At 43.5% G+C, this 16,613-nt stretch carries 12 protein-coding genes; 5 read left to right on the top strand and 7 right to left on the bottom strand.

All coding sequences use genetic code 11. The annotated features are described in order from the left end of the window. Nucleotides 1–124: 124 nt before the first annotated feature. Nucleotides 125–3,652, bottom strand: a complete 3,528-nt coding sequence (metH, locus tag V7K32_RS12900; RefSeq protein WP_334993733.1) for a methionine synthase — start codon at nucleotides 3,650–3,652, stop codon at nucleotides 125–127. Nucleotides 3,653–4,387: 735 nt separating this feature from the next. On the opposite strand from metH, the gene V7K32_RS12895 reads away from it, so the two are divergent. Further along, complete coding sequence (locus V7K32_RS12895; RefSeq protein WP_334993731.1) at nucleotides 4,388–5,017, top strand: DUF4126 domain-containing protein; 630 nt, start codon at nucleotides 4,388–4,390, stop codon at nucleotides 5,015–5,017. Nucleotides 5,018–5,442: 425 nt separating this feature from the next. Here the strand turns inward: V7K32_RS12895 and V7K32_RS12890 are convergent, their stop codons facing one another. After that, complete coding sequence (locus V7K32_RS12890; RefSeq protein ID WP_334993728.1) at nucleotides 5,443–5,649, bottom strand: hypothetical protein; 207 nt, start codon at nucleotides 5,647–5,649, stop codon at nucleotides 5,443–5,445. Between the two features lie 468 nt (nucleotides 5,650–6,117). Between V7K32_RS12890 and V7K32_RS12885 the strand changes: the two genes are divergently transcribed. Further along, nucleotides 6,118–6,996: a peptidoglycan recognition protein family protein gene (locus V7K32_RS12885; RefSeq protein WP_334993726.1), complete on the top strand. Its 879-nt coding sequence runs from the start codon at nucleotides 6,118–6,120 to the stop codon at nucleotides 6,994–6,996. 61 nt (nucleotides 6,997–7,057) lie between these two features. Here V7K32_RS12885 and ribBA read toward each other — a convergent pair whose 3' ends face one another. After that, a complete protein-coding gene (gene ribBA, locus V7K32_RS12880; RefSeq protein WP_334993724.1) occupies nucleotides 7,058–8,731 on the bottom strand; it encodes a bifunctional 3,4-dihydroxy-2-butanone-4-phosphate synthase/GTP cyclohydrolase II in 1,674 nt (557 codons plus the stop codon). A gap of 240 nt (nucleotides 8,732–8,971) precedes the next feature. Between ribBA and argC the strand changes: the two genes are divergently transcribed. Further along, nucleotides 8,972–10,030: an N-acetyl-gamma-glutamyl-phosphate reductase gene (gene argC / locus V7K32_RS12875; protein WP_334993722.1), complete on the top strand. Its 1,059-nt coding sequence runs from the start codon at nucleotides 8,972–8,974 to the stop codon at nucleotides 10,028–10,030. A gap of 67 nt (nucleotides 10,031–10,097) precedes the next feature. On the opposite strand, the gene eno is transcribed toward argC, so the two are convergent. Beyond that, nucleotides 10,098–11,387: a phosphopyruvate hydratase gene (eno, locus tag V7K32_RS12870; protein WP_334993720.1), complete on the bottom strand. Its 1,290-nt coding sequence runs from the start codon at nucleotides 11,385–11,387 to the stop codon at nucleotides 10,098–10,100. A 238-nt stretch (nucleotides 11,388–11,625) separates the two neighbouring features. Between eno and gloA the strand changes: the two genes are divergently transcribed. Both gloA and clpB read left to right on the top strand, forming a co-directional pair. Next, complete coding sequence (gene gloA / locus V7K32_RS12865; protein WP_334993718.1) at nucleotides 11,626–12,060, top strand: lactoylglutathione lyase; 435 nt, start codon at nucleotides 11,626–11,628, stop codon at nucleotides 12,058–12,060. A 468-nt stretch (nucleotides 12,061–12,528) separates the two neighbouring features. Then, complete coding sequence (clpB, locus tag V7K32_RS12860; RefSeq protein ID WP_334993716.1) at nucleotides 12,529–15,171, top strand: ATP-dependent chaperone ClpB; 2,643 nt, start codon at nucleotides 12,529–12,531, stop codon at nucleotides 15,169–15,171. 26 nt (nucleotides 15,172–15,197) lie between these two features. Here clpB and V7K32_RS12855 read toward each other — a convergent pair whose 3' ends face one another. The 3 genes from V7K32_RS12855 to V7K32_RS12845 form a co-directional block, all read right to left on the bottom strand. Beyond that, nucleotides 15,198–15,353 carry a hypothetical protein gene (locus V7K32_RS12855; protein WP_334993714.1) on the bottom strand — a complete coding sequence of 52 codons (156 nt, stop codon included), beginning with the start codon at nucleotides 15,351–15,353 and terminating at the stop codon, nucleotides 15,198–15,200. 238 nt (nucleotides 15,354–15,591) lie between these two features. Continuing rightward, nucleotides 15,592–15,813 (bottom strand): hypothetical protein, encoded by a 222-nt coding sequence (locus tag V7K32_RS12850; protein ID WP_334993712.1) that lies wholly within the window; start codon nucleotides 15,811–15,813, stop codon nucleotides 15,592–15,594. A 189-nt stretch (nucleotides 15,814–16,002) separates the two neighbouring features. Further along, the coding region (locus V7K32_RS12845; RefSeq protein ID WP_334993710.1) for a tetratricopeptide repeat protein at nucleotides 16,003–16,613 on the bottom strand (611 nt) is incomplete at its 5' end.

Below are 16,613 nucleotides of genomic sequence, written 5' to 3'. Positions count from 1 at the left end.
TAACTGTAAATGTTTATCCAGCCTTGATTGCATTGTTCACAATATAGTAACCTCACCCCGCCCTTCGGGCACCCCTCTCCTTATTAAGGAGAGGGGGATTGAGGAGAGGGGGAGGGGATATAGACTAAGCGCTAAAGTATTTTGCTAGTGGGTGGTAAGTAATAATTGCAGTGGTAGATTGTTCTGGATAAAGTTGTTCACTTTCATCCATATACAAGTTAATTCTGTCAGTCTGCAATAACTCCAGTTGCTTGTATTGGTCTTGGATATTCGGGCAAGCGGGATACCCAAAGCTATACCGTGAGCCACGATAGCGTTGTGCTAATATATCCCGAATATTGTCGGGTTCTTCAGCAGTAAAGCCTAACTCTCGGCGGATTCTGGCGTGTGTCCATTCAGCGATCGCCTCTGCTACCTGCACCGCCATGCCGTGGAAATACAGATAATCGGTGTATTGATTGGCAGCAAACAACTTTTGGGCGAACTCTGTTGCAATTTCCCCTACAGTCACCGCCTGCATGGGGAACACATCAATAATTCCTGACTCCTTTGGTGCGAAGAAATCTGCTATACACAGCCGCCTTAAAGATTTCTGTCTGGGGAATTCAAAAGTTGTAACCTGTTGTGAGTGGTTCTCTGAATCATATATATGTAGAGAATTCCCCTCGGCTTGACAAGGGAAATAACCATAAATGACCTGCGGATGCAACAGATTTTCTTCAAGAATTCGCTGTTTCCAAGTTTCTAAAACTGGGTAAACTTTCTCAGCTAAGAAAGCCTGATATTCTTCCTTGGATTGTTCCTTTGGTTTGCGGAATTGCCATTGTCCTGCAACTAAAGCTTGTAAATCCAAGTGCCAGAATATTTCCTCAATGGGAATATCACTAGGCTGCAATAACTGCGTTCCCCAGAAAGGCGGCATGGGACGTTCAATATCTATTGCCACTGCATCTGAACGTCTTGTATCTACTTCTTTTAGTTCGGCAGATGTTTCTTCCGCAGTTCTAGCTTTTGGTTCTTTGTGACCATTTGTTGAAACTTCAGCAGTTTCAATTTCGTTTAAAAATCCTTGCAAATCTTCCCAGTTACCAGTGGACTTTGCTGGCATTAATTTATCCATGAAGTGCAAGTCTGAAAAGGCATCTTTGCCATAAACAACTTTACCTTTATAGGTATTTTGGCAATCTTCATAGACAAACTTGGGAGTTAAGGCTGCACCGCCTAAAATTACGGGGACACTAATTCCCTTTTCGTTGAATATCTCCAAATTCTCTTTCATGAAGGCGGTGGATTTAACCAGCAAACCACTCATGGCTATACAATCAGCTTTGTGCTGTTCGTAAGCGTTGATGATGTTTTCTACCGGCTGTTTAATTCCCAGGTTAATCACTTTGTAGCCGTTGTTGGATAAGATGATATCCACCAAGTTTTTACCAATGTCGTGGACATCGCCTTTCACTGTGGCAATGATAAAGGTTCCCTTGGCATTATTGCCTGATTCTGATTTTTCCATGAACGGTTCTAGAAACGCAACCGCCGCTTTCATGGTTTCGGCAGATTGCAAGACGAAGGGTAGCTGCATTTGTCCAGAACCGAACAATTCCCCGACAACTTTCATGCCATCTAGCAGGAAGGTGTTGATAATTTCTAAGGGGGGATGTTCTTCTAAGGCTTTTTTCAAATGTTCTTCTAAGCCAATGCGTTCGCCGTCGATGATGTGGCGTTTGAGACGTTCTGGGATGGGGAGACTTTCATCTAAAGAGCGATCGCGCTTAGTTGTAACTCCAGCAAAGGCTGTGGTAAGCTCTCCTAATGGATCGTATACGCAAACGTTACCCTCAAACTTGCGATCGTCATAAATCAACTGGCGACAAATTTCTTGATGGCGTTGGTCAATCTTCGATAGCGGTAAAATTTTGTTAGCACTGACAATGGCTGCATCCATTCCCGCCGTCGTCGCCTCGTGCAAAAACACTGAGTTTAGCACCATCCGCGAGGCTGGATTCAAACCAAAGGAAATATTGGAAACACCCAAAATCACATGACATCCAGGCAATCCTTCACGAATCCGCTGGATGGATTCAATTGTGGCTTTACCGTTTTCTCGGTCTTCTTCAATCCCGGTGGAAATTGGTAATGCTAGGGTATCAAAGAATATTTCTGTGGGTGGTATGCCATATTCTACAGCTTGACGGTAAGCGCGCCCGGCGATCGCAAACTTTTTGTCTGCTGTCCTTGCCATGCCATCTTCATCTATAGTACCAATGACTACACCAGCACCGTATTTTTTCGCTAATTCCAGCACTTTCAAAAAGCGCGGTTCCCCATCTTCGTAGTTGGTGGAGTTCAGCAAACACTTACCACCGGCAACCTTTAAACCCGCCTCCATCTTTTCCCATTCGGTGGAGTCAAGCATTAAAGGCAATGTCACATTATTAACAATGCGCGAAACTAGTTCGTGCATATCACTTACACCATCACGTCCCACATAATCGACGTTGACATCAAGAATATGTGCGCCTTCTTTGACTTGCGCCCTCGCCATTGAAACCAGTCCATCCCAATCTTCGGCATTTAGTAAATCGCGGCACTTTTTGGAACCACTGGCGTTAAGACGTTCGCCAACTATCAAGAAAGAATTATCTTGGTCGTAAGGCTGAGTGGTGTAAATTGATGCTGCTGCCGATTCTAAACTAGGATGTCTAACTTTTGGCTTCAAGTCTTTAGCAAGTTCTGCCAATTGTTGAATGTGTTCTGGACGCGTCCCACAGCAACCCCCGATCACTTGGACACCCAAATCTTCAACAAAATGCATCAATGACATCCGTAATTCCAACGGTGTCAGGCGGTAGTGCGCTTGACCGCCGACGTTCTCAGGTAAACCCGCGTTGGGGATACAGGAAACGATGAAAGGTGAATGTTCTGCCAAATACTTAATATGTGGTTTCATCAAGTCTGGGCCTGTGGCGCAGTTTAGACCGAGAATATCTATTGGGTAATGTTCCAGAATTGTCACTACAGCGCTGATTTCTGAACCTACCAACATTGTCCCCATGCTTTCCATTGTCACAGACACCATCAACGGTCGGCGATCGCCTTTTTTAACAAACACCTCTTCAATAGCATTTAGCGCCGCTTTAATTTGCAGCACATCTTGGCAAGTTTCCACTAAAAATAAATCCACACCACCATCCCACAGCGCTTCTGCTTGTTCAGCAAAAGTCCCTTTCATGGTGTCAAAGTCAATATGTCCCAAGGTAGGGAGTTTCGTTGTGGGACCGATGGAACCTGCCACAAACCGGGGTTTTTCTGGCGTGGAAAATTCCGCAGCCACACGCTTGGCTAATTCTGCGGCTGTCTTGGTGAGGTAGTAAGCTTGGTCTCCTAAGTCATATTCTGCCAGCACCAGGGACGTACTGCCAAAGGTATCGGTTTCAATGACATCAGCACCAGCAGCGAGAAAGTCACGGTGAACCTTAGCGACAGCTTCGGGTTTTGTATGGACTAGGTATTCGTTACAACCTTCATACTGTGGGCCGCCGAAGTCTTCAGCAGTCAGGTTTTGGGTTTGTAAGTTGGTTCCCATCGCCCCGTCGAAGACAAGGACTGGGCTATCTGGACTACGCAGGCGTTCAAGGAAAGGATGAGTCATATTTTCCTAGAAGAAATGAGGATATCAAGTGAGTCTTGCGATACTCGACTTACTTTATTATTTTCCAAAATTGTGATATTTTTGGCATCTTTTAATAAAATCTGTTTTGCTGAAACTGATCAGTCGCTCATTTTGACCTGATTTCTGAAGATTGGCGATGACAGAATTATGCAAAAGCGTCCTCATATCATGTCGCTTGAGTGCTTATTAGACTCGAAAAACCCCGCCAAAGCTATGCTTTGTCTCCCCTCCCGAAGAGGGGGGTGGGGTGTATACACAATGCCGCAGCCATATCTTTATTAATAAATCTCGATTAATAAATCTTGCACTGCGTTTCTATCCCGCCTCGGAATGAATTCCGAGTCTCATAGCTAAAGTCCACTCAAGTGGACTAAGGGATTTTCAAGAAAGAAATTATCCAAATATACGAACCACAGAGACGCAGAGAACACAGAGAGAGAAGAAATAGAGAGAATTTTTGCGTCAGTTTTGGGATGTTTTTTTACTTGGACGTGTCTAATGATCAATTCAGTCCACTTGAGTGGACTTCAGCTATCAGCCCTGAACTTCAGTTCTGGGCGGGATGTCGGTGAGTGTGACAGTTTCACTAAATTCTACACATAGTAAGATGAAATATTTTCGCCAAGTTTATTATCTTAGAATCACAGCTTAGAGTTGTTACTCCCTTCAGCTCAAAGATGGAAAAAACATTAGGAGTATAACTTGAGTCTTACTATGGATTTAAATTCTTTGTTCAATCTAAATACATTTATTGAATTATTACTGGGGATTAGTTTGAGCGCGGCGGCTGGCTTTCGAGTATTTGTACCACTGCTAGCATTGAGTGTGGCTTCAGTTTTTGGACATTTAGATTTACCGACTAACTTTGATTGGGTGGAAACACCTCAAGCTGTAATTGTTTTTGCAGTCGCTTGTTCGCTGGAAATTATCGGTTATTACATTCCTTGGTTGGATCATCTGCTGGATATTGTAGCCACTCCTGCGGCATTTATCGTCGGGACAATCGTAACAGCATCTGTTGCTCCAGAGATGAATCCCCTGGCGCAATGGACGTTAGCTTTAGTTGCTGGTGGTGGAACCGCAGGATTAACTCAGGGTTTAACAAATATGTTGCGGATAAGTTCTACTGGCGTTTCCGGTGGATTAACCAATCCTGTTGTGTCAACCATTGAGTTGCTCATCGCAATCGGACTCTCTGTGTTGGCGCTAGCTTTCCCAGTGGTAGCAGGAGTGATTGTGATTGGTTTTCTAATAATAGCTATTCAAAGAATCTGGAATTTCTTTTTGAATAAATCATTTTCTCAAACTAACGAAACCGTTTCTCCATCAAGAGAATTGGGATAAGTAGTTATGGATTTGTTTTAAAAGTGCGACGCCGAATAGCCCGTCGTAGACATCGCAATTATAAAGCGATCGTAGTCTTCGGGTGTGTTAGCGCACCCTTTGATACTCGTGAATGAGTCTTTGAGCTTTATTAATGAGTGAGCGTTTTGGGAAAGTTAGCGATCGCACTCAGCTAATTTGACCATTAAAAGCGATCGCACGCTGCTAATTTAAACATTACAGCCCTTTTTATGCACATGAACTCACTAATTCAGTCTCTAATGCTTAAGTAGATAGGCAAGATAAAACCAAACTATGTAACGAAAAGTAAAATCTCTGTATTTGGTTCGTAGTTGCGCCCTCTTGCGCTTTAGCGCAACTACGAACCAGTAATGATTATTTGCGCCCACTTACTTAGTTGCAACATACTACTTTAGTAAATATTGCTACAGAGTTAGTAAGGTTTGCAGGTGAGAAACGAAGAACTGTTGCAAATTATTGAAGAAACTCGGTGAAGAGTTACGCGACAAGTACCACCAGGTTATCGAACACTGTAAAATTAGCTCTAAAATCAGCTTTAACGTTAGAGAACTTCGGTAGGCGATCGCAGAATCAGCCACTAAGTTACTTATGACTATGCGAACACCACGCATCGGAGTATAAATGCTAACTATTTTAAATTGTCATCTTGAATTGTAGAGACGTAAAAATTCGCAGTGTCCAGATCCCCGACTTCTTAAAGAAGTCGGGGATCTAACTTCACCGTGGCAATGGTTTTGAGAGCATTTAAATAAATCCCTAGACAGAGGAAGCATCTAAAACAATTACTTAGCATTCCAACATATACTAATAACGTATATTTAACTAGAATTAAGGTGTTATGGTGATTCTCGTTTGAATACCTTCTGCGGTATGGGTGTACATAAGTGCGCCTCTACAAAAGACAAGCACATTTAGCTATAACGGACTTCCAACAAATAAATTATCCAATCTTGTGGGGTGGGCGTCTCGCCCGCCCGTAGCCAAGGGCGGACAAGATGTCCACCCCACAAAAAGTAGTTGAGTCTTTTTTATTTGGAAGTTCCTAAATTAAAATCTACCGTTTTACGGGTATTAGAAAAATGAGGTTTAAAGACTGGGCGACTAGGGTGCTACTAATCTCGCTGATGTTCATGGCTTTAATTGTAGTATTACTAATTGGACGAACGACAAAATTACACAATAATCCGGCAATATCCCATACATCCAATCCCCAGGTTACAGCCTGGAGTCAATATCCCCAAGCGCAATTTCAATCAGCGAAATACCCAGAGAATAAATCTCTAAATGTTATCAAGTCCCCAGTCAAGATTAACAAGCCTGTAGCAAGGTACGTAACGACTCAAGCTTTTGCACAGTACAGACCTAATTATCAAGTTGCTTCGGTTGACCCAAGTAACTATGGAGAACGATACACCCAAGATGTTAACGGCGTTATTGTCAACAATCAACCAATTATCGTCCTCCATGAAACTGGTTATTCTGCTTCCAGCGCCGTTAATTTCTTTCAAGTAGCCCATACTGATGAAAGTGTACAAGCAAGTTACCACGCTTTAATTAAGTTAGACGGAACAGTGGTTTATCTAGTACCGCCAGAAAAGCGGGCTTTTGGTGCAGCTAACTCAGTATTTGAGACTCCACAGGGAGTGGAAACTGTGCAGACTAATCCAAATTTACCTGCGTCTGTGAATAATTTTGCTTATCACGTCTCTTTGGAAACACCGCCAGATAGTTATGATGCTAGTAGCCAACAAAACCATAGCGGCTATAAGGAGGCTCAATATAATTCTCTTGCTTGGTTAATTGCTCAAAGTCAAGTCCCAGACGATCGCATTACTACGCACCATCTAGTAGACCGTTCTGGTAAAAAAGTTGACCCGATAAATTTTGATGGGAATAAATTTATCAGCTTACTTAATACTTATCGTCAGGTTAGACCAATATATAGAGTAAGTAAATAAAAAATGGTGCGTTACGCTTTTGCGTTAACACACCAGGGCAAAATTTATTCAACCAAGCTATTTATTTGCTAAAGCTATAAATTTGCTGTGTCTCCAGGCGATCGCTAATCGATGAAGGCAGTATACCATCTGAAAATGTCTGTCGATCCAGTTGGACTTGTAAATTACTCAAAGGATCGCTACCAGAAGAAATCAGAAATTCTATTTTCTGGATGTAAGGCAAAGTTGCGAGGTTATCCAAAATTTGGAAGATAGCGTGTATATAAGGATGACCACTTTGTTGATACCAATCAGAGCTAGCAACTTTTGGTTGATCGAAACCCAAGTGTACTGTTAAAGATGGCTCGTCAAATATAGCGATCGCTAATGGACGCGCTTCTTCCTGCAACAATAAATCATTACTTTTCGCTAAGTGTCGCAGTTTCTCCAAGCGTTCATAACGTTCTGTCACAACTTCCGGGTCATCTTGCCAATGAATTGCTACTGTTGCCAGATAAGTCTGTAACAGCATGTGACCCAGTTTTTTCGCCTTTGTCGCCAGATAATAGGAATTGTAGTCGGTTGCTTCAATCAACAATGGAACGCGATCGACTACTTCCAACCCATAGCCCTTAACTCCAGCAATTTTACGGGGATTATTCGTAATCAAACGTATCTTTTTAATGCCCAAATCCATGAGCATTTGTGCGCCCATGCCGTAGTCTCGCAAGTCAGGCGGAAATCCTAAACGCTCGTTTGCTTCTACTGTATCCAGTCCCATATCCTGCAATGAGTAGGCTTTCAGCTTGTTAATCAAGCCGATTCCCCGTCCTTCTTGGCGCAGGTATACAACTACACCTTGACCCGCAGACTCAATCATTTTCAGTGCTGCTTGTAACTGCATCCGACAGTCACAGCGCAAAGAACCCAAAGCATCACCAGTTAAGCATTCTGAGTGCATCCGTACCATTATTGGCTCATCTTTAAAATTAGCTGGATCGCCCTTGACAATTGCGACGTGTTCTGTATTGTCTAAGGTGTGGCGATAGGCGTAAATTTCAAACTGGCCAAATTGACTAGGCAGCTTAGTAATCACCTCACGATACACTAAGCGATCGTGCTGTAGGCGATAACTGATTAAATCCGCAATACTAATGATTTTTAAATTATGGCGTTTCGCATATTCGACTAACTGCTGCAACCGCGCCATTGAACCATCGGAGTTTTGAATTTCACAAATTACTCCGGCTGGATATAGTCCTGCTAGCCTAGCTAAGTCCACAGCCGCTTCCGTATGTCCTGCGCGTTTGAGTACGCCTCCAGCTTTAGCCCGAATCGGAAAAATATGACCAGGACGACGTAAATCGGTAGGTTTGGTGGCTGGGTTGAGAGTAACCTGGATAGTGCGGGCGCGGTCTTCTGCTGAGATGCCTGTGGTTACACCCAATTCTGGGCCAGCATCAATGCTGACAGTGAAGGCAGTTTGGTTAGTATCTGTAATATTGCTTACCATCAAGGGTAAGTCTAGTTCGTCTAAGCGATCGCCTGTCATTGCCAAACAAATCAGCCCTCTAGCTTCCACCGCCATGAAATTAATCATGTCGGGTGTGGCAAATTGGGCCGCACAAATTAGGTCGCCTTCATTTTCTCTATTTTCATCATCTACCACTACAATGACGCGACCAGCTTTTAGGTCTGCTAAGGCGGCATCAATCGAATCAAATTTAAAAGCTTGGTTAGTATTAGGCTGTGACACAGAAAGATTTCCAGCTACCAACGTAAATTTTTTTAACAATTTCTTCTTTTAGATTGTAGCTCCTTTATAAGGCAGAGAAGTAGACTAGCAATGATTTGATAAGGTGGCAACAATTTTTGCCATTATAAAGTGCAGCGACAGTAAAAGATGAGGGGGTATTTTGTCCGCTGTGCATCTAGTCGCTGATATTGTTGATAGCTGATAACGAATTCACCATTCATGGGATAAGGATTTCAGATCATGGGCAAATTTAGACGCGTACCCGTTGGGATTGTTGGCGCGTCGGGCTATGGCGGAGTACAGTTGGTAAGGCTACTGATGGATCATCCAGAAGTTGAACTGGTTTATTTAGGCGATCAGAGCAGTATTGGAAAATCCTTTGGGGATCTCTACCCGCATCTGACTCATGCAGCTAACTTGCCAATAGAGGCGGTAGAACCAGAAATAATTGCTCACCGTTGTGAAGTAGTTTTCTTGTCTTTACCAAATGGTCTAGCTTGCCAAATCGCGCCCAAATTATTAGAAAAAGGATGTAAAGTACTAGATTTAAGTGCAGACTATCGGTTCCGTAATTTGACAACATATACAGATTGGTATGGCATTGAGAGAAGCGATCGCACAATTGCAGCTACAGCAGTTTATGGATTACCAGAACTTTATCGCGATCGCATTGCCGAAGCTCAACTCGTTGGCTGTCCTGGTTCCTATCCCACCGCTAGTCTCCTTGCACTTTCGCCACTATTAAAGCAAGGCTTAATCAGGCCAGAAACAGCTATTATCGATGCCAAAGCTGGTACATCTAGCAGTGGACGGCAAGCTCAAACTAATTTATTACTAGCTGAAGCAGACAACTCTATAGCAGCTTTCAATATCGGCCGTCACCGTCATACCCCAGAAATTGAGCAAATTTGCAGTGACTTAGCTGGTCACGAACTCCTGATCCAATTTACACCGCACCTTATCCCAATGGTACGCGGTATCTTGGCAACGGTATATGCCACAATGAGCGATCCCGGTCTAGAGCGAGAAGATTTAATTACAATTTTCTCAGCCTTCTACCGCAACTCTCCTTGGGTGAGAGTCTGCGGTAGCGGCATTTATCCCCAAACCAAGTGGGCAAGCGGCAGTAATCTTTGTTACATCGGTGTAGAAGCTGACCCGCGCACAGGTCGCGTGATTGTCATGTCAGCAATTGACAACCTAATTAAAGGACAGGCAGGCCAAGCAATTCAGTGTCTAAACCTGATGATGGGCTGGGATGAAACCTTGGGGTTGCCCAAGTTAGGGTTTTATCCATAAATCAGTTAGGAGTTAGGAGTGATGAGTTATGAATTAAAAACTCCAAACTCCAAACTCCAAACTCTCTCTACTTCGGCCCTAACCCTACAGCACCAGCATAAACGGCGCGATCGCCAAGTTCATCTTCAATTCGCAGCAAGCGATTGTATTTTGCTACCCGTTCGCTGCGACAGAGAGAACCTGTTTTAATTTGACCGGCACGGGTTGCTACGGCTAAATCAGCGATCGTTGTGTCTTCTGTTTCACCAGAACGATGGCTAATTACTGAACGAATGCTGTTGCGAGTTGCTAAATCAATTGTTTCTAAGGTTTCGGTGAGAGAACCAATTTGATTGAGTTTAATCAAAATGGCATTAGCGGCTTTTTCCTGGATGCCTCTTTGTAAGCGCGTGACGTTGGTAACAAACAAGTCATCGCCTACCAATTGCACCCGTGAACCTAATTTCTGGGTGAGCAATTGCCAACTTTGCCAATCTTCTTCGTGCAAACCATCCTCAATTGATACAATTGGGTATTGGTCAACCAATTGTCCTAAATAATCAATAAATTCAGATGGGGCGTGAGGTTTACCATCGTAAACATACTGACCATTCTTGTAAAATTCGCTAGCTGCCACATCTAAAGCCAAAGCTACTTCTTCCCCTGGCTTGTAACCAGCCTTCTTAATGGCAGCAACGAGCAATTCCAAAGCCACCTGATTAGACTCTAGGTTAGGGGCAAAGCCGCCTTCATCGCCCACGCCAGTCAGCAAACCCTTTTCATCTAATACCTGACTGAGGGTAGCAAACACCTCTGCCCCCCAGCGCAACGCTTCCCGAAAGGAAGTTGCGCCAATTGGGACAATCATAAACTCTTGAAAATCTACGTTATTTGATGCGTGTGCGCCACCGTTAATCACGTTCATCAATGGCACTGGGAGCAAATTCGCTAAAGGGCCGCCCAAATAGCGATATAGAGGAATATCTAGAGACTCAGCACCAGCTTTAGCTGCTGCTAGGGAAACTCCCAAAATCGCATTAGCCCCCAAATTGGATTTGTTAGCAGAACCATCTATAGCGATCATTGTCCGGTCTAGCAGTTCTTGGTTGAGGGCATCCAAGCCTAACAATTTTGGTGCAAGTGCTTCTTTGACGTTTTGTACTGCTTTGAGTACACCTTTGCCCCCATAACGGCTTTTATCGCCATCACGCAGTTCGTGAGCCTCAAAAGTGCCAGTAGAGGCACCACTGGGAACCTGTGCTAGTCCGACAACACCGTTGGCTAAATGCACTTCGGCTTCAATTGTCGGTCTACCGCGTGAATCAAGAATTTCACGGGCTGCGATCGCTTCAATTGCAGTATCTAGAAATTTACTCATCTGTACTTTATCCTTTATTTGAGTCTGTTACGCATTCAGTCCAGTTGCCTAACCCAATCGCTAGCTTATGCTGTTAAAAGACTTTATTGGCTGAGATTAAAGAAGATTTTCATTATGGAGATAGGGATCAATGCCAAAAATTGTCTTTTTCCTTGATGGCATTTTTACCTTCAGATTTTGAGCTAGGTAAAATATTGGTAGAGAATAACACTAAATCAATTACAGAGAAAAGGTCAATATGCGATTACTACACACAATGCTACGGGTGGGCAGCCTGGGAGAATCCTTAAAGTTCTACTGTGAAGTTCTAGGAATGAAATTACTGCGCCGAAAAGATTATCCAGGGGGAGAATTTACCCTGGCTTTTGTTGGCTACGGCGACGAAAGCGACAACGCGGTAATCGAACTAACCTACAACTGGGGGGTGGAAAAGTACGAATTAGGTAATGCTTATGGTCACATTGCCCTTGGCGTTGATGATATTTACGCTACCTGCGAGGAAATCCGCAATCAGGGCGGTAAAGTCGTGCGCGAACCAGGGCCGATGAAACATGGTTCCACAGTAATTGCTTTTGTGGAAGATCCAGATGGGTATAAAATTGAACTGATTCAACTGGTCACTCAAGGTTCACCAGTCAAACAGGAATCACTTGAGCAACTTGTGACTCAGTAATTCTTAAATAAGCTGGAATTAGATCCCCGACTTCTTGAAGAAGTCGGGGATCTGGGCAAGATACAGGGAGATTGATTCTTCCCGGACATTGGCATTTCATGCCGATAAAGCCAGATGCGCGAAAGTTTTCTGGTTTTGCCTGCCCTTTTTAGGCGGGTTAAAGGATCTCCTCTGCGTAAATTCTATTAATATCAGCAACATTAAGAGTATAGGCGTAGCTCGTCCTAAATATCACTCCAATAATACCGTCTGGCAAAGTCCGCTCAGAACAGTGTTTTAGTTTTAAATTAAGAAATAGGTTATGGATTAAACTATCACCAAATTACCAATTTTAAATTGCCACCGGAGATACACGCGGATATTCGCCCAGAATGTTTGACTAATTAGTGACTAGGGAAGAGTTTTTCCAATCCCCAATCCCCAAGCCACAATCCGTAAACTAAAAATTCAAGTTCCAAAATTATAAAGATGCAACCTACAGATCCAAATAAATTTACTGATAAAGCCTGGGAAGCGATTGTTAAATCTCAGGATATAGTCCGTGCTTATCAACAACAGCAACTAGATGTTGAACATTTAATTATTGCCCTGTTAGAAGAACCCACTAGTCTAGCAATACGTATCCTGGCTCGATCTGAGGTCGATCCAATCCGCTTGCAGCAGCAGCTAGAAGCCTTTATCCAACGTCAGCCGAAAATTGGTAAAAGCGATCAACTTTACCTTAGCCGCAATTTAGATATTTTACTAGACCGAGCCGAAGAAGCTAGAGTCAGGATGAAAGATTCCTACATTTCGGTGGAACACATACTTTTGGCCTTTGCTGAAGACGATCGCATTGGCCGAAAGATCCTCAAAGGCTTTAATGCCGACGCAGCTAAACTAGAAGCTACTATCAAAACCGTTCGCGGTAGCCAAAAGGTAACAGATCAAACCCCAGAATCGCGCTATGAAGCCTTACAAAAATTTGGCAGAGATTTGACAGAACAGGCAAAAGCTGGAAAACTTGACCCGGTGATTGGGCGGGATGACGAAATTCGGCGGGTAATTCAAGTATTGTCTCGTCGGAGCAAAAATAACCCTGTATTGATTGGTGAACCTGGGGTAGGTAAAACTGCGATCGCCGAAGCTTTAGCGCAGCGAATGGTAAACGGTGACGTTCCCGAATCTCTGAAAAACCGCAAGTTGATCTCGTTAGATATCGGTAGTTTGATTGCTGGGGCAAAATTACGAGGTGAATTTGAAGAACGCCTGAAAGCAGTCCTCAAGGAAGTTACAGAATCTAACGGTGACATTGTACTGTTTATTGACGAACTGCACACCGTAGTTGGGGCAGGTTCCAGCCAACAAGGGGCAATGGATGCCGGAAATTTACTCAAACCAATGCTGGCGCGGGGAGAACTGCGTTGTATTGGCGCTACTACCCTCGACGAATTCCGCAAACACATTGAGAAAGATGCTGCCCTAGAACGCCGCTTTCAGCAAGTATTTGTCGATCAGCCAAGTGTGGAAAATACTATTTCCATTCTGCGGGGGTTGAAAGAACGGTATGAAGTGCATCACAACGTTAAAATTTCTGATTCGGCTTTGGTAGCAGCAGCAACTCTATCAGCACGTTATATTAGCGATCGCTTCTTACCAGATAAAGCTATTGATTTGGTGGATGAAGCAGCAGCACAGTTGAAAATGGAAATTACCTCCAAACCAGCCGAATTGGAAACCATTGATCGCCGCCTCATGCAGTTAGAAATGGAAAAGCTGTCATTAGCTGGCGAAGAAAAGGGTATTCCCCAAACGAAAGAACGTTTGCAGCGCATTGAGCAAGAAATTGCCAATCTAACCCAAAAACAGCAAATATTTAATGAGCAATGGCAAGGTGAAAAGCAGATATTGGAGGCGATAAGCGCCTTAAAGAAAGAAGAAGATGGGCTGCGGGTGCAAATTGAACAGGCGGAACGTGCTTATGACCTAAATAAAGCTGCTCAATTGAAGTATGGCAAATTGGAGGGAGTGCAGCACGAGCGCGAAGCCAAAGAAGCGAGCCTTTTAGAAATTCAAAACCAAGGTTCCACGTTGCTGCGAGAACAAGTCACCGAAGCTGACATTGCCGAAATCGTCGCCAAGTGGACAGGAATTCCCGTCAATCGCCTATTGGAATCAGAACGGCAAAAATTGTTGCAACTAGAAAGTCATTTACATCAACGAGTTATTGGGCAAGAAGAGGCTGTAGAAGCGGTAGCAGCCGCAATTCGTCGCGCCCGTGCGGGGATGAAAGATCCCTCGCGTCCAATTGGGTCATTTTTGTTCATGGGTCCTACAGGTGTGGGTAAAACCGAACTCGCCGCTGCTTTAGCTCAGTTTCTCTTTGATTCTGATGATGCCATAATCCGGCTTGACATGTCGGAATATATGGAAAAAAATTCTGTTATGCGAATAGTTGGTTCTCCTCCAGGCTACGTAGACTCTGAAAGAGGAGGACAACTCACTGAGGCTGTTCGCCGCAGACCTTACTCAGTAATTTTGCTAGACGAAGTTGAAAAAGCTCACCCAGATGTGTTTAACATATTTCTGCAAATGTTGGATGATGGTCGCATTACTGACGGACTAGGGCGTACAGCTGATTTTCGCAACACCGTTATTGTCATGACCAGTAACATTGGTAGCGAATATATCTTAGATGTATCTGGTGATGATTCCAAGTATGAAACAATGCGGAAACGGGTAATGGAAGCGTTGCGATCGCATTTCCGCCCCGAATTTCTCAACCGCCTTGATGATATTATTCTCTTCCATGCCCTCAGTCGCACGGAACTGCGGCATATCATCCGTATTCAACTCAAGCGGGTAGAAAATCTCCTCAGAGAGCAAAAAATCTTCTTTGAGATATCCCAATCAGCTTGCGATCATCTTGTCGAATCAGGCTATGACCCAGTTTATGGCGCCCGTCCACTCAAACGGGCAATTCAGCGACAAGTAGAAAACCCCCTTGCTACCAAGTTATTGGAAAATACTTTTATCTCTGGAGACACGATTATCATTGATAAAAATGAAAATGGTCTGTCTTTTAGTAAAAAAGCGTTGGTGAAGGTGTCAGTACCACAGATTGCTACATAGTTGTAGAAGGCGATTAGAACTCGCGGCTACACAGATAAAACCCACCTGCGTGGGTTTATTTTTTTATTCTCTACGAGATGCTGTGCGATCGGAGAAGCGCTAAAGAGCGATCGCTGCATCTGAATTGTATTTTTCTCAAAGATACTCTTTTTCAGTATCTCGCCTTTTTTGGGATTAGTCATTCTCAGTTTCCCAGTCTTCACCATCCAGAACCGCAAACTCTGTTAATTCTGGGTCATTCAAAAAATCTTCGGCTGTGGCGGCGATAAAAGGTTCTAGTATTTTGTGACGTTCTGCTACAGGTAGTTGGGCAATTTCTCGGTTAGATATAGCAGTCCTAAATCATTCGTGAAAATTATATCTCTCTTTCTTCTTTCTTTCCTTTGCGTCCTTGGCGTCCTTGGCGGTTCGTTTCCTAATCTATATTTTTTTTTCACAACTCAAATAGGATTGCCATAGCCGTTGTTCCTGTTGGAGATTTGATGAAATACTAGAATCTGAATCTTCAATATCTAACTGTTGATGATTGACTGTTTTTTTTACAAGAACCTCAACAAAATCTAGGACTTCTTGTTGCTTGTCATTCGATAGAATTCGCAGATTATCTAATACCGCTTGTTCAATATTGATTGTTTCTGACATTTTGTTTTTGTTCTTTAAGATAGGTTAACTTTTTAATTTGTTATAATGAAATAACGAACCGCCAAGGACGCCAAGGACGCCAAGTAAAGAGGTTTATACAGGGTTTTTCTGCCAGTCCTGTGCCTTTTGGCAAAATTGGGATGCTCCCGTTTTTATAAGTGAGATTGTAATCCAATCGCTACTCTTAAATCAACGCCTAAAACTGAGCAGCCGCAAAAATCCTGTCACAGCCTGAGTTAATTTTTGCCATTTCAATTTTATGACGGCAATTTTCCTGTTGTTCCAAGCTTGGTGGTCATCAGGTTTAAATTTCAGTGCTTGGTCGTAGGATGCGATCGCTTCTTCATTGCGTCCTAATTTATCTAGCGCATAGCCCCGAATCTTCCAAGCTTGGTGGTCATCTGGTTTAAATTTGAGTGCTTGGTCGTAGGATGCGATCGCTTCTTCATTGCGGACTAAATAAAATAGCGCAATGCCGCGACCGTACCAAGCTTGGTGGTCATCTGGTTTAAATTTGAGTGCTTGGTCGTAGGATGCGATCGCTTCTTCATAGCGGACTAATTGGCGTAGCGCATAGCCGCGATTGTACCAAGCTTGGTGGTCATCTGGTTTAAATTTGAGTGCTTGGTCGTAGGATGCGATCGCTTCTTCATCGCGGACTAAATAAAATAGCGCATAGCCGCGATTGTTCCAAGCTTCGTGATAATCTGGTTTAAATTTGAGTGCTTGGTCGTAGGATGCGATCGCTTCTTCATCGCGGACTAAATAAAATAGCGCATAGCCGCGATTGTTCCAAGCTT

It is taken from the genome of Nostoc sp., assembly GCF_036917635.1.
Taxonomy (GTDB): Bacteria; Cyanobacteriota; Cyanobacteriia; order Cyanobacteriales; family Nostocaceae; genus Nostoc.
This window is presented reverse-complemented; position numbering and strand designations above follow the sequence as displayed.

Coding starts and splice junctions, on each gene's coding strand:
- argC (WP_334993722.1), top strand. CDS start 8,972: ATGGGCAAATTTAGACGCGTACCCGTTGGGATTGTTGGCGCGTCGGGC.
- metH (WP_334993733.1), bottom strand. CDS start 3,652: ATGACTCATCCTTTCCTTGAACGCCTGCGTAGTCCAGATAGCCCAGTC.
- V7K32_RS12885 (WP_334993726.1), top strand. CDS start 6,118: ATGAGGTTTAAAGACTGGGCGACTAGGGTGCTACTAATCTCGCTGATG.
- eno (WP_334993720.1), bottom strand. CDS start 11,387: ATGAGTAAATTTCTAGATACTGCAATTGAAGCGATCGCAGCCCGTGAA.
- V7K32_RS12895 (WP_334993731.1), top strand. CDS start 4,388: ATGGATTTAAATTCTTTGTTCAATCTAAATACATTTATTGAATTATTA.
- gloA (WP_334993718.1), top strand. CDS start 11,626: ATGCGATTACTACACACAATGCTACGGGTGGGCAGCCTGGGAGAATCC.
- V7K32_RS12850 (WP_334993712.1), bottom strand. CDS start 15,813: ATGTCAGAAACAATCAATATTGAACAAGCGGTATTAGATAATCTGCGA.
- V7K32_RS12855 (WP_334993714.1), bottom strand. CDS start 15,353: ATGACTAATCCCAAAAAAGGCGAGATACTGAAAAAGAGTATCTTTGAG.
- V7K32_RS12890 (WP_334993728.1), bottom strand. CDS start 5,649: ATGCGTGGTGTTCGCATAGTCATAAGTAACTTAGTGGCTGATTCTGCG.
- clpB (WP_334993716.1), top strand. CDS start 12,529: ATGCAACCTACAGATCCAAATAAATTTACTGATAAAGCCTGGGAAGCG.